Source organism: Vibrio aquaticus (genome assembly GCF_003970385.1).
GTDB classification, from domain to species: domain Bacteria; phylum Pseudomonadota; class Gammaproteobacteria; order Enterobacterales; family Vibrionaceae; genus Vibrio; species Vibrio aquaticus.
Genome location: NZ_RXZH01000007.1, coordinates 82,668 through 95,975 on the forward strand (window position 1 = coordinate 82,668; position 13,308 = coordinate 95,975).

11 protein-coding genes and 1 pseudogene are annotated in these 13,308 nt (G+C 39.7%); 8 read left to right on the top strand and 4 right to left on the bottom strand.

What is annotated here, in order from left to right; genetic code table 11:
• Nucleotide 1: 1 nt before the first annotated feature.
• On the bottom strand, nt 2–1,030 hold the full coding sequence (gene waaF, locus EJ063_RS15115) for a lipopolysaccharide heptosyltransferase II (RefSeq protein ID WP_126575189.1): 1,029 nt from the start codon (nt 1,028–1,030) through the stop codon (nt 2–4).
• A 177-nt stretch (nt 1,031–1,207) separates the two neighbouring features.
• On the opposite strand from waaF, the gene EJ063_RS15120 reads away from it, so the two are divergent.
• Genes EJ063_RS15120 through EJ063_RS15130 form a run of 3 tightly spaced genes read left to right on the top strand, consistent with a single transcriptional unit; the run spans nt 1,208 to nt 4,121 of the window.
• Nucleotides 1,208–1,933 (top strand): glycosyltransferase family 25 protein, encoded by a 726-nt coding sequence (locus tag EJ063_RS15120; protein ID WP_126575190.1) that lies wholly within the window; start codon nt 1,208–1,210, stop codon nt 1,931–1,933.
• A 14-nt stretch (nt 1,934–1,947) separates the two neighbouring features.
• Nucleotides 1,948–3,153, top strand: a complete 1,206-nt coding sequence (locus EJ063_RS15125; RefSeq protein WP_158676002.1) for an O-antigen ligase family protein — start codon at nt 1,948–1,950, stop codon at nt 3,151–3,153.
• Nucleotides 3,154–3,155: 2 nt separating this feature from the next.
• On the top strand, nt 3,156–4,121 hold the full coding sequence (locus EJ063_RS15130) for a hypothetical protein (RefSeq protein WP_126575192.1): 966 nt from the start codon (nt 3,156–3,158) through the stop codon (nt 4,119–4,121).
• Here EJ063_RS15130 and EJ063_RS15135 read toward each other — a convergent pair.
• The 3 genes and pseudogenes from EJ063_RS15135 to rfaD form a co-directional block, all read right to left on the bottom strand.
• Nucleotides 4,118–4,687, bottom strand: a complete 570-nt coding sequence (locus EJ063_RS15135) for an acyltransferase (RefSeq protein WP_126575307.1) — start codon at nt 4,685–4,687, stop codon at nt 4,118–4,120. The two genes, EJ063_RS15130 and EJ063_RS15135, sit on opposite strands and share 4 nt — an antisense overlap.
• 105 nt (nt 4,688–4,792) lie before the next feature.
• Nucleotides 4,793–5,809, bottom strand: a pseudogene (locus tag EJ063_RS15140) (glycosyltransferase family 4 protein); the annotation flags it as partial.
• An 81-nt stretch (nt 5,810–5,890) separates the two neighbouring features.
• Complete coding sequence (gene rfaD, locus EJ063_RS15145) at nt 5,891–6,832, bottom strand: ADP-glyceromanno-heptose 6-epimerase (RefSeq protein ID WP_126575193.1); 942 nt, start codon at nt 6,830–6,832, stop codon at nt 5,891–5,893.
• A 247-nt stretch (nt 6,833–7,079) separates the two neighbouring features.
• On the opposite strand from rfaD, the gene wecB reads away from it, so the two are divergent.
• The 5 genes from wecB to EJ063_RS15170 are packed head-to-tail and all read left to right on the top strand — an operon-like array spanning nt 7,080 to nt 13,307.
• Nucleotides 7,080–8,204, top strand: a complete 1,125-nt coding sequence (gene wecB, locus EJ063_RS15150) for a non-hydrolyzing UDP-N-acetylglucosamine 2-epimerase (protein WP_126575194.1) — start codon at nt 7,080–7,082, stop codon at nt 8,202–8,204.
• 23 nt (nt 8,205–8,227) lie between these two features.
• Nucleotides 8,228–9,487 carry a UDP-N-acetyl-D-mannosamine dehydrogenase gene (gene wecC, locus EJ063_RS15155; RefSeq protein WP_126575195.1) on the top strand — a complete coding sequence of 420 codons (1,260 nt, stop codon included), beginning with the start codon at nt 8,228–8,230 and terminating at the stop codon, nt 9,485–9,487.
• A gap of 27 nt (nt 9,488–9,514) precedes the next feature.
• Nucleotides 9,515–10,528 (top strand): UDP-N-acetylglucosamine 4,6-dehydratase (inverting), encoded by a 1,014-nt coding sequence (pseB, locus tag EJ063_RS15160; RefSeq protein WP_126575196.1) that lies wholly within the window; start codon nt 9,515–9,517, stop codon nt 10,526–10,528.
• Nucleotides 10,525–11,694 (top strand): UDP-4-amino-4,6-dideoxy-N-acetyl-beta-L-altrosamine transaminase, encoded by a 1,170-nt coding sequence (pseC, locus tag EJ063_RS15165; RefSeq protein WP_167469909.1) that lies wholly within the window; start codon nt 10,525–10,527, stop codon nt 11,692–11,694. The genes pseB and pseC overlap by 4 nt, the downstream gene beginning before the upstream one ends.
• Complete coding sequence (locus EJ063_RS15170; RefSeq protein ID WP_126575197.1) at nt 11,691–13,307, top strand: aldo/keto reductase; 1,617 nt, start codon at nt 11,691–11,693, stop codon at nt 13,305–13,307. Before pseC ends, EJ063_RS15170 begins: the two co-directional genes overlap by 4 nt.
• The last annotated feature ends 1 nt before the right edge of the window (nt 13,308 follow it).

Sequence of the window (13,308 nt, forward strand, 5' to 3'; positions counted from 1 at the left end):
TTTACTCTAGAAAATTGTCAATAGCAGAGATAACTTGAGAAGGCATGAGTTTGTTTAAACAGTCTTGATGACCAAGAGGGCACTCTCGCTTAAAACAAGGTCGACATTCGATATCAGTATGCACCATCGCTAGTTGGTTCGTTAGAGGTGGAGTGTATTTCGGTGAACTAGAGCCATATATTGCAACGATGTTACACCCGACTGCGGCAGACACGTGCATTAAACCTGAGTCATTGGATACAACAGTATGGCAAACAGCTAAAAGATCGACAGCTTCAATTAGGGAAGTTTCTCCCGCTAAGTTGAAGCACTGTTGTTGCTCGTCAGCTGTTAATGATGAGCGAATTTTACTTGTCACGGCATTATCTTTAGCTGAACCAAACAACCAAACTTGTTGTCCTTTTCCAATTAGATACTTGGCTAGTTGTGCATAGTGCTCATCAGGCCAACGTTTAGCAGGTCCAAATTCAGCGCCAGGGCAAAGGCCTATGACAGGTCTATCTGAATCAAGCTTTAAGCGCTCACGAGCGAGTCGCTGTGAATTGTTATCGACAATGAGTTTAGGTGATGGACAGCTCTCAAGTGTGACGTCAGCCTGCATAGAACCACGACTAGATGCTAAAGCGACATATCGCTCCACCATATATTGAAACACACGTTTGTCGGGTCGAAGGTCAGTTAGCAATCCATATCTAAACTCACCTTTCCAACCCACCCTAACAGGGATACCCGCAAACCAAGGGATTAACGCAGATTTTGCTGAGTTGGGTAGTACGAATGCGTGAGTATAGCTACTATTTGCTAGCTCTTTACCTATAGCTCTGCGGCCAAAAAGATTAAACGCTCCATGTCCGATCGGCATTTCAATAGTTTTGTTTATTTCGGCCATCCTCTCTAATATCGGCTTACACCAAGCTGGGGCGAGAACATCGATCTCACAGTTAGGATATTTAGCCTTGAGAGTAGTATATAAGCTCTGCGACATGACCATGTCGCCTACCCACGAAGGGCCGATAATGAGGATTTTCATATCAAAAACTAAAAAATAAAGATGACACAAAGTTTAACATATACGTAGACCAAATAGTAATGCTAGTGGCCTAGGTCAGGCCCCCTTGCTACTTGTTAGAGTTTATTAAAATCGTTCAATTTGTATTGAGGATATGGTCTAATAGCGACCGAATTTTTCAAGGTTGGTAGTTAGTCAGTGAAAGTATTTGTCATCAGTTTGAAGCGTAGCCCTGAGCGTAGGGAATATATAAAAAAGCAACTTGACGATCTTGGCGTCGAGTTTGAGTTCTTTGACGCGGTTGACGGCAGAGCTGAACCACCACACCCGTTGTTTGAAAACTATCACTATAAGAAACGTCTATGGTTGACGAGTGGTCGCATGCCATCGAAAGGTGAGTTGGGCTGCTATGGAAGTCACTATCTACTCTGGCAACGCTGCGTGGAGCTCGATGAACCAATTTTGATTATTGAAGATGACTCGGAAGTCCAACCAAGATTTAAAGATCTTCTGCCTCTGATCAGTGAAAAAGTGTTGGAGTATGGTTTTCTACGATTGGAGCCAGAAACTCATAAATGTACACTTTATGAAAAAGAAAAAGCAGAAAATTACTCGATCTCTTTTATGAGTAATAATTTCGGCGGAACTCGCTCTTATGCTATTGAACCAATGGCCGCAAAAAAATTGCTCGTACAATCTGAACGTTGGTGTATGCCTGTTGACAACTATATAGGTTCTATTTATCTACACGATATGCCCTCGTATATTTTGAGCCCATTTATTGTTGAAAATCCAGAAGAATTTGGTACGACAATACAACTTGGTGAAGAGAGTAAAGCTGAATGGTACCGGAAGCCCTTGAGGGAGCTTTATTCTATTTATAGAAAAGTTAAAATGAATCAGTTCAATAGAAAATACTTATGAATAAAAGATGCATAATGTCAGTAGAAGCTTTTATTTGTTTGCTTCCTATTGTTTGGTCTTTATGTGTTATTTACAATATTCCTAACACCAAGCACCTTCAAACAGATATAACATTATTAACGTCGGTTTTTTGTTTGATTAAGTATCGAGGGTGGAGATTTTTCCGTGATGGATTAAGAGATAATTTTTTCCTCTTTATATTTCTTTCGATGACTTTTTTATCTTCTTTGTTCTATGCTTATCATTTTCTCAACGGAGGGCATTCAGATTTGCCTAGAGCGCTTCTGTTATGCGCGTTTTATATTCTATTTGTCCCTAAGCATGTGTTTTCTATAAATAACCTAATCATTGTTGTACTTCTATCTTCTTTATCTGTTTTCTTTGGGTTTTTCTACGAGATTGTATATTTAGATAATGTTAGATTAGGTTCTAATGCAATTAATCCTATACCTTACTCATTCTATGTTGGATTTGTGTTGTTTCTTTGCTTAATGCTTGCAAGAGTAAGTTTGGATGAGGGTAGGAGTAAAGTAGCTATACTTCTTGTTTTTTGTTCGTTTCCCTTGTTTTTTGCAATTCTATATACAGGTACAAGAGCGACGTTATTAGCTATAGCGTGCGCTCTGATTTTTTACTTTTTACGTTCTGCAATGATAGGTAGTAAAGTAAATGCCCTTTGGGCGATGTTGTTTTTTTTATTAATGTCGCTTTTTTTATCTCAGGTACCAATTGCCAAAAACAGAACAATAGAAACTGTCGAGCAACTGACCAATTACTCTGATGGTGGGGCCGCTAAACTGAGAGTTAATATGTGGTTAACAGGTATACAACTAGCTGGTGATAAACCATGGCTCGGATATTCTAGAGATGAGCTTCAGTTAGAGTTAACCAATGGGATCGAAAGTGGTTTGTTCCCTGCTGAGGTTGAACCATTTTTAGTACACTCTAATCCTCACTTTCACAACCAGTTTGTACAATTTCAAATAGATAGTGGTTTGTTAGGATTATTATCTATGTTGGTTTTTGTTTTTTCACCTTTGTTGATCTGTTTATTTTTGAAGGAAAAAAGAATCACCGAATTAATATTGTCTTTCCAAATTTTTTCCATTGTATGCTTATGGTTTGACTCCTTGTATTTACATAATCACAGTGTATACTTGATGTGCTTTTTTGTTTTTATTGTTGCATTACTATCAGAAAAAAAACTTAGAGTGAGATAATTATGAAAGTTGCAGTTCAACTTTTCGGTCATTTACGTAGTTATTTATCTACACAACCATACTTGTCTTCACACCTATTAGATAGTTATGATTGTGATATTTTCATTCACACCTGGGATGAACTAGAGCATAAAGATCCTACATGGTATAAATCTGAACATCTTGTCGAAGATAACAGTGTTATCTTTGATGCCGTGAAGGATCTATATAAGCCTAAAGGAATCTCAATAGAAAAAAACTCGATGATTAAAGAGGAAGGTTTCTTTAATAAAGATATTACACTGAGAGGCCTAAAAGCTATGCTGTACTCGCAATATAGAGTCAGCCAGCTGCGAGAAGAGTATCAGAAATCTAAGAGCATACAGTATGATCTAGTTATCACACTGAGGCCAGATGTACTACTATTAGCAGAACTGGATTTATCTAGGTACGTGCAAGAAATGTCTTATAGTAATAAGGCATCAATACACTTCTCCAACGGAATGCATGCACACACAGAGGGTTCAAAAAAAATAATAACCCCCCTAGCGATAGATCTGTTTTTTATAGCTAAACCTGATACCACTAGCCTTATATGTTCTAGTTTCTTGGGCTTTGAAAAATATTACATCGATTTTTCTTCTACTTACCCGAACGGTATAAATGCATCAGAAGCTTCATATCTTGAAGCGATGCAATCCAATGGCATAATGCCAAAGTTCTATGCATTCCCTTATGTAGTGAAGCGTTTGACTGGCAACAATCACTTAGTCGCTGGTTTGGAAGTTATGGAGGAGTTTGATAGAAAGTTAGACTTACCAGACTTCATTGATTGCAATAAGAATGATCAATCTAAGTTAATAGCTATAATGTTGAACAGGTTGTCAAATGAAAAACTGGACAAAGTAAAAAAGCAACTTGCCCGAAGTAAACGGAATATGGACAAGTTGATGGCTCTTTGTGATTCAATTAAATTAAAACGAAGTTAATACGTTAACTCATCTTGCCAAATGATATCCTCTTGGATGCATTTGGCTGGGTTACCTGCGGCAATACAATTAGCTACGAGGTCTTTGGTTAGCGTCGAGTTGATTCCAACTATCGCGCCACTCCCAATCGAACAACCTTTTAAGACCGTAACATTATCAGCAAGCCAAACATTATTACTGATACTAATATTTTGGGCTGAGTTGATACGCACACCATCTTTCAATATATCATGCCCATCACTGGTCATTATTTTCACATTGCGTGAAAGCATACAGTCTTCACCGATAACTAACTGAGTATTCTCTTCTCGTGAAGATATGTAACAACTATGGCCAATGACCGTGCCTTTCCCAATCTTAACAATGCAGTTGTTTCCATCAATTTCGATCTGGCTTTCACGAATATTGACGTCCTCTTCAATAATGAGCTGATTGTTACTGCCTTTAATCGAGATATTGCACTTTCGTACTTTTGAGTTTGAGGCTATATCGACTAGATGGCCTTCGCCCTTTATACGAACTTTATTTCTCAGTTTTATGGCTAAAGGTAACCCTGAAGACTTCATAACACTCATATCCTTTTGATAATATTGTTCTAACTTAGATATATGACAGGCCATTGAAAACTCAGTTTGTGCTCGCTCGAAAGCTAGCTTTGCATTTTTTTCAACTAGCTCTGGAGACTGCAAATATTTTTCTATTTGGGATGAAATGTCTTGAGGAACAAGTGGGTTAGATAGGAGGCCTACTGGTTCTAAAATTTCCGGGAATGCGCCAGTGTTAGCTCCAACAATCGCTTTTTTTGCGGCCATTGCTTCGATTGCGGTTAAACCGAATGCTTCGTTGTGGTTAGGTAAACATACAATATCCATTGCAGCGAGCATACGATCTGTATCTTTTCTAAACCCAGCAAGGTGGACGTGCTGAGTTAAACCTAAATCTGTAACTCTGTTTTTTAGCTTATCCACGAATGTATTGTCTGATCCCTCAGAAACATCTAACCCTCCGACAACCAATAAATGAAGATTAGAGTAATTACCTTGAAGTAAATTGAATGCCTCTAAGAGCTCCAATTGCCCTTTACCAAAGCAGACTCTACCTAGATTACCAATGACAGTACTGTTTTCAGGTATTCCTAACTCTAACTTAATAGAAGATATTTCATTTGGATCATCGATAGTCTGAGCCGGAATATCAGTGCCTAGCCAAAGCCTCGTAATTCTATTCCCATTGATAGGAAGAGCCTTGAGGTTACGCTTATAGGTCTCATTACTGATTGAGAAAACCTGATTTACATGTGAATACGCCCACTTATGATAGAGGTCTTTTTTAGGGCGGGTTACACCCATATGTTCAGTAAAAAATGTTTTTCGTTCAGTGAGTACGCTCAGAAGTGCAGAAATAAGAATATCACCAGATTTGTGGCAATGAATAACCTCTACATTTCTTTGTTTTAACCATTTGTTCAGTTTAAACAGTTGAGAAGCTATTAGCTGTCCCTTCCCTGATATTTCAAAGGTCTCGATGCCAGCCTCACACATACCTTCGGCAACTTGTGTGCCAGCGGTGCATAAGCCATATACTTTATAGCCTCGCTCTAGAAACTCTTTACCAATTCTAATTGGGTACATTTCTAATCCCCCCCAGCCCTGGGAAAGACAAATATGAAGAATTGCTGGTTTTTTCACAACTTACCTTATTCGTAGAAGGAGACATAAAAAAGGCGGCGATCAGCCACCTTTCAATGATGGTATTTGGGAGCGTAGGCGCTACTTGTTTATTAGCTGCATGTACTCAGTTACACCTTCAGCGACTGTTTTGAATTTGTGATCACAACCAGCTGCACGGAGTTTTGTTAGGTCTGCTTGAGTAAACTCTTGGTATGCGCCTTTGAGGTGTTCAGGGAATGGAATAGTTTCTACTTCACCCTTGCCATGGAATGCAATTACCGCTTTAGCCACTTCTTCAAATGACTCTGCATTGCCTGTGCCTAGGTTAAAGATGCCTGATTGGCCGCTTTCCAAAAACGATAAATTTACTGCTGCAACATCGCCAACGTAAACAAAATCACGCTTGAAAGTTTCACTACCCGCAAATAACTTTGGATTTTCGCCTGCGTTCATCTGGTTGTTCAGGTGGAACGCAACAGATGCCATCGATCCTTTGTGTTGCTCTCGTGGACCATAAACATTGAAGTAACGGAAGCCAGTAATTTGTGATAGTTGCTCACCATGATCTTCAGCATCTTGCCAAATACGACGAACGTAGTTGTCAAACTGCTGCTTTGAGTAACCGTATACGTTTAACGCGCCTTCGTACTCTTTTTCCTCAATGAAAGTATCAGTTTCACCATAAGTCGCAGCTGAAGAAGCATAAAGGAATGGGATTTCACGTTCTAGGCAGAAATGAAGCAGCTCTTTCGAGTATTCATAGTTGTTGAGCATCATGTACTTACCGTCCCACTCTGTCGTAGCAGAGCAAGCACCTTCATGGAAGATCGCTTCAATCGGGCCAAAGTCATCACCAGCCATGATTTGGGTTAGAAAATCATCACGGTCCATGTAGTCATTGATATGAAGATCAACCAAATTTTGGAATTTCTTACCATTCTTTAGGTTGTCGATTACCAAAATATCGTTAATGCCTTTTTCATTTAATGCTTTAACTATGTTGCTGCCAATCATGCCAGCACCGCCAGTTACGATGATCATAAGTGAGTCCTAGAAAACAGTTGATTTTAGGGTAGTATATCACGCAAAGGAAATGAGTAGCATGCGCTATTCTCCATAAAGTAACGTTTGTTCTTCTCCTAATTAAAGGTTCGAGTCGACCCCAAAATTCTATTGCGGTATCATTGGCTTCAATTCTAGGAAGTAGTTGCCTCTAAATTTATGGTATCTGGCTTTTTCTCACTGCCGATTAATATAATTGGTTGATTTGTCAGTTTGGATTTAAAGAATGATTAAGAAAAAAATTCTTACAGTTTTTGGTACAAGACCGGAGGCAATTAAGATGGCGCCTCTCGTTCATGCTTTAGCTATCGATAAGCGATTTGAAGCAAAGTGTTGTGTAACAGCCCAGCATCGAGAGATGCTGGACCAAGTCCTTGAACTATTTGCGATAAAACCAGATTATGACCTAAATTTAATGAAAGCAGGGCAGTCACTAAATGATGTAACTGCTCGAATTCTATTGGAATTAAAACCAGTTTTACAAGAGTTTAAACCTGATGTCGTTTTAGTTCATGGTGATACTGCAACTACATTTGCAGCAAGCCTTGCAGCATATTATGAACAAATTCCAGTTGGCCATGTTGAGGCAGGTTTAAGAACTGGCAACATTTACTCGCCTTGGCCTGAAGAAGCGAATAGGAAACTGACGGGTGCACTAACGCGATATCATTTTTCGCCAACAGAAACATCTCAAAAAAACTTGTTACAAGAGAACGTCGATGCAAGTCATATCTATGTAACAGGGAATACAGTTATAGATGCATTATTGATGATCAAAGCTAAAATTAGTCATGATAAATATCTTCGACAGCAACTATCAGAGCAATTCCCATTCCTGTGTGAAGATAAAAAGTTAGTGCTAGTTACAGGCCATAGAAGAGAAAGTTTTGGTGGCGGCTTTGAGCGTATTTGTGAAGCGCTAGCCATTACCGCACAAAAGCATCCAGATGCTCAGATTGTATATCCTATGCACTTGAACCCCAATGTACGTGAACCTGTTAATCGAATCCTCGCAGGAATAAATAATGTGTATTTAATTGAGCCCCAACAATATTTGCCATTTGTTTATTTGATGAATAGGGCACATATCATTCTTACTGATTCGGGTGGCATTCAAGAAGAGGCGCCCTCTTTAGGCAAGCCTGTGTTAGTCATGAGAGATACGACAGAGCGCCCTGAGGCTGTAGAAGCTGGAACGGTTAAGTTGGTTGGTACCAACATAGACCGAATCGTTGTAGGCTTGTCAACTTTGCTTCAAAACGAGCAGGCGTATAAGGAAATGAGCTTTGCACATAACCCTTATGGTGATGGAAAATCATGCCAGCGAATTCTAGATGTTCTGGAAAAATAATATAATTTAATGAGAAGTATCACATGTCTTTTGAAACAGTATCAGTGGTAGGTTTAGGCTATATTGGTCTGCCTACAGCAGCGATGTTCGCATCACGTAGGAAAAAGGTCGTTGGCGTTGATGTTAACCAACACGCTGTAGACACTATCAATCAAGGTAAAATTCATATTGTAGAGCCAGAGCTAGATATGATTGTAAATGCTGCGGTCAAAGGAGGTTACCTAAAAGCGGTGACAACACCAGAAGCGGCTGATGCGTTTCTCATTGCAGTCCCTACCCCTTTTTTACCTTGCAAAGAAGGTGAGATACCAGCTCCCGACCTTTCTTATATTGAAGCAGCAAGTAAAGCAATTGCTCCTGTTTTAAAGAAGGGTGATCTAATTATACTAGAGTCGACCTCACCAGTCGGCGCAACAGAGCAAATGGCTGATTGGTTATCTCAAGCTCGTTCAGACCTCACATTCCCACTGACTCACGGTGAAGAAGCAGACATTAATATTGCACATTGTCCAGAACGTGTCTTACCAGGTCATGTGGTGAGAGAGCTAGTTGAAAATGACCGTGTAATAGGCGGCCTTACTCCTAAATGTTCACAACGCTCAGTTGAGTTATACCAAACATTTGTTCAAGGTGAATGTGTAATCACCAATGCACGCACTGCAGAAATGGCGAAGTTGACAGAAAATAGTTCTCGCGATGTTCAAATCGCATTTGCAAATGAACTCTCTGTTATCTGTGATAAGTTAGATGTCAATGTGTGGGAATTGATTGCGCTTGCAAACCGTCACCCTCGAGTTAACATTCTCCAACCAGGCCCTGGTGTTGGTGGTCATTGTATTGCTGTTGACCCATGGTTTATCGTTTCGAAAACACCTGCGGAAGCTCAGATCATTCATACTGCACGTAAAGTCAATGACAGAAAGCCTGATTGGATAGTCGAGAAAACTAAGATAGCCATTGCTGATTTCTTGCAAGAGAATACGGATAAAACGGCAAAAGATATTACAATTGCTTGCTACGGTTTATCCTTTAAACCTGATATCGATGACTTACGAGAAAGCCCTGCTTTAGATATTACAAAAAAATTGTCACGCGTACATTCTGGAAGGGTGGTTGCGGTTGAACCTAACATAACTTCACTAGCCCTAGAATGCGTAGATTTGATAGATGTAGACGCTGCTATCGCAATAGCAGATATACATGTACTACTTGTCGATCATAAACAATTCGTCACGCTAAAACCTAGCTTAAAGTACTTAGTCGATTCAAAAGGCATTTGGTAAATAAATAATATTACTAGAGAAATTTAAATGTTAAATAATAAAGTTGTGTTAATCACGGGTGGTACAGGATCATTCGGTAAGCAGTTCATCAAAACGATACTGAAGCGTTATTCTAGTGTGAAAAAAATTATTATCTTTTCTCGTGATGAGCTGAAGCAGTTTGAAATAAAGCAGCAATACCCTCAAAAAGACTACCCTCAACTTCGCTTTTTTATAGGTGATGTTCGCGATCGAAATCGTATGATTCAAGCTTGTGAAGGCGTTGACGTGATCATCCATGCTGCAGCTATAAAACAAGTGGATACTGCAGAATACAACCCAACCGAGTGTATTAGAACAAACGTGGATGGTGCTGAGAATGTGATTAATGCAGCGCTGACTTGTGGCGTGAGAGATGTTGTTGCGCTGTCAACGGATAAAGCTTGTGCACCAATAAACCTATATGGAGCGACTAAACTAGCCTCAGATAAGTTGTTTACAGCGGCAAATAACATAAAGGGCTCAAAGGATATACGCTTTAGTGTTGTACGTTATGGGAATGTGATGGGCTCTCGTGGTTCAGTTATTCCATTTTTTATGAAAAAGAGAGAAGAAGGTATTTTGCCAATTACGCATGAAGAGATGACTCGCTTTAACATTTCATTACAAGATGGAGTTAATATGGTGATGTATGCTCTAGAAAATCATATCGGTGGTGAGATATTCGTACCCAAAATACCGTCATATAAGATCTTAGATATCGCCGAGGCTGTCGCACCAGAGTGTGCAACACAAGTAGTAGGAATTCGGCCAGGTGAGAAACTACATGAAGAAATGATCACAGACACCGACTCCCTCAATACTATTGATCTCGGCAAATACTATGCAATTCTTCCTTCGGTATCATTTACTTACACAGAACAAGAATACTTAGAACACCACAGAGCAAAGAAAGTACCATTCGGTTTTAAATATAATTCAGGTACGAATACCGAGTGGGAAACAATAGAGGGCTTGCGTGAGCTCATTAAAGAACATGTTGATCCAAACTTCACAGTGTGAGTACAGAAGTGATTCCTTACGGCAAGCAAGATATTAACCAGCAAGACATTGATAGTGTAGTTGATGTTTTGAAATCAGACTTTCTAACTCAAGGGCCTCAAGTACCTGCATTTGAGCAAGCTCTTGTTTCTCATACTGGTGCAAGTTATGCAATAGGAGTGAATAGTGCAACTTCGGCATTGCATATTGCATGCCTTGCTTTAGGTTTGGGGAAGGGGGATTGGCTTTGGACTTCACCAATTACTTTTGTTGCGTCAGCAAACTGCGGTCTGTACTGTGGTGCGCAAGTCGATTTTGTAGATATAGACCCTGACACTTACAATATGTGTCCGAAACGTCTGGAAGAGAAATTAACCAAAGCGAAAAAAGAGAATAAACTTCCCAAGGTAGTTATCCCAGTACATTTGTGTGGGCAACCCTGTGATATGGAGGCTATTGGGAGGCTATCAAAGCAATATGGCTTTAAAATAATTGAAGATGCTTCACATGCAATTGGTGGTCGGTATAAAGGTCTACCAATAGGAAACTGCGCATATTCGGATATTACAGTATTTAGCTTTCACCCTGTGAAAATAATTACGACGGCCGAAGGTGGTGCTGCGTTAACCAATCAACAAGAGTTAGCTGATAAAATGCTTCTATTACGTAGTCATGGCGTAACACGAGATGCAAGTTTGATGCAAGGAACAATTCACGGTGATTGGTACTATCAGCAGATTGATTTAGGCTTCAATTACCGTATGAGTGAACTTCAAGCTGTCTTAGGAGTAAGTCAAATAAAACGGCTCAGTGAGTTTGTTTCCGCTCGTCATCACTTGTCTAAGCGATATAGTGAGAAGTTGGCGAGTCTGCCTGTAGTCCTTCCTTACCAACTACCAGATACGTATTCTGGTCTGCATTTATTTGTAATTCGCCTTCAATTGGAAGATATTTCGTTAAGTCACAAGCAGGTATTTGATGCGTTACGTAAAAGAGGCATCGGAGTTAATCTACACTATATTCCAGTCCACACTCAGCCTTATTATCAAAATATGGGCTTTGAACAGGGCAGTTTTCCTGAAGCGGAAAAGTACTATGAAGAGGCTATTTCGTTGCCAATGTTTCAGAGTATGACTTTTGAACAGCAAGATGAAGTTGTTACTGCGTTAGAACAGGTATTGAAATGAAACAGGAAAACGTAGTCGTTTGTATTCAAGCTAGAACGAATTCATCTCGGTTACCAGGAAAAGTTATGCTTCCTATTTCAGGGATTCCATTATCCGTTCTCGCAGCCCAAAGGGCTGCTTACAATGCTTCTTATGAAGTAAGAGTTCTAACATCTGAAGAAGCTAGTGATGACCATTTGGCTTCGATCCTCTGCGATTATGGTGTTCGATGTTATAGAGGCTCATTGGATAATGTACTCCAAAGGTTTGTCGAAGCGTTATCTGATTTGTCCGAAGATACTATTATTGTACGCTTGACTGCTGATAATGTATTTCCTGATGCTAGTTTTATCAACGAACTAGTATCTCAATATACAGAAAATTGTCTAGAGTATATTTGCGCAAACGGAGAAAAGTCCCAACTACCGTATGGTTTGTCAGCAGAAGTTACTCGCTTGCGTTACCTAAGAGAGGCCTTACGTAATACTAGTGAACTTTTTGATTTAGAGCATGTAACACCATATATTCGCAGGAAATATGGTGATAACCATGCAAGAACAGAACTCAGTTCTGACGAGTTTGTACATTTGCGCTGTACAATCGATAATCTCGACGATTACTTGCAAGTTCTCAAGGTTTTTAAAAGTTGTGATGATGCGGTTAGTGTAACATCTAGGGAACTTACCAAAAAGCTAGTAGAGATTAGCTGTTGCAAAGGAAAGTCAAATTCATTGGTTCTAGGGGGAGCTCAATTAGGCCTAAGCTACGGCATAAACAACTCAACAGGCCAACCATCGTCAACAGAAGTTATAGATATCTTATCATATGCAGCGCGAGCTGGTGTTGAGTTTATAGATACTGCAAGGGTATACGGGAATAGTGAAGAGTTAATCGGTTCATGGTTGAAGTCTGGCTGGCAAGGTCGTTGTCAAATCATTACAAAACTCGACCATCTTAAGGAGTCAACAGAGGAGAACGTTGTTCTCGAAGTAGAGAACTCTATCCTTAAATCGAGTCTGTCTTTAGGAATGAAGACTCTTGATGTTCTTATGTTACATAGAGCGGATCACCTCACGTCACATAGTGGAGCTGTATTCAGAAAATTACAATCTCTAAAGGCTGACGGACGGATTAAGAATATAGGGGTATCTGTTCAGACACCTCAGGAGATAGAGTTAGCGTTGAGAACAGAGGACGTTTCTTTTATTCAACTACCTTACAACATATTAGACCATCGATGGGATTACTTAGTCCCAGCGATTAGGAAAGCTAAGACATCTCGTTCACTCACAATTCATGCCAGAAGTGTTTTGTTGCAGGGCTTGTTGGTTTCTGAAGACCTTAAACTCTGGGAAAAAGCCAACCTAAAGGAAAGTAAGGTCATTATCGAGTGGTTAAAAAAAGAATCTCAAGAGCAAGGTTTTGCTACGATTAGCGAACTTTGTATTTCATACGTTAGAAATGTTGATTGGATCGATGGTGTTGTTTTAGGGTGTGAAACAGAAAGGCAATTATCAGAAAATATCAAAACCATCAACATGCATCATACTCCAAATAATATAGTTCAGCTGAAAGAAATTAAGCCTCCCTTTGAACTTGATGAGAGTACCCTCAACCCTGTCTACTGGAGATAAC

Coding starts and splice junctions, on each gene's coding strand:
- waaF (WP_126575189.1), bottom strand. CDS start 1,030: ATGAAAATCCTCATTATCGGCCCTTCGTGGGTAGGCGACATGGTCATG.
- EJ063_RS15125 (WP_158676002.1), top strand. CDS start 1,948: ATGTCAGTAGAAGCTTTTATTTGTTTGCTTCCTATTGTTTGGTCTTTA.
- EJ063_RS15130 (WP_126575192.1), top strand. CDS start 3,156: ATGAAAGTTGCAGTTCAACTTTTCGGTCATTTACGTAGTTATTTATCT.
- EJ063_RS15135 (WP_126575307.1), bottom strand. CDS start 4,687: ATGAAGTCTTCAGGGTTACCTTTAGCCATAAAACTGAGAAATAAAGTT.
- rfaD (WP_126575193.1), bottom strand. CDS start 6,832: ATGATCATCGTAACTGGCGGTGCTGGCATGATTGGCAGCAACATAGTT.
- wecB (WP_126575194.1), top strand. CDS start 7,080: ATGATTAAGAAAAAAATTCTTACAGTTTTTGGTACAAGACCGGAGGCA.
- wecC (WP_126575195.1), top strand. CDS start 8,228: ATGTCTTTTGAAACAGTATCAGTGGTAGGTTTAGGCTATATTGGTCTG.
- pseB (WP_126575196.1), top strand. CDS start 9,515: ATGTTAAATAATAAAGTTGTGTTAATCACGGGTGGTACAGGATCATTC.
- EJ063_RS15170 (WP_126575197.1), top strand. CDS start 11,691: ATGAAACAGGAAAACGTAGTCGTTTGTATTCAAGCTAGAACGAATTCA.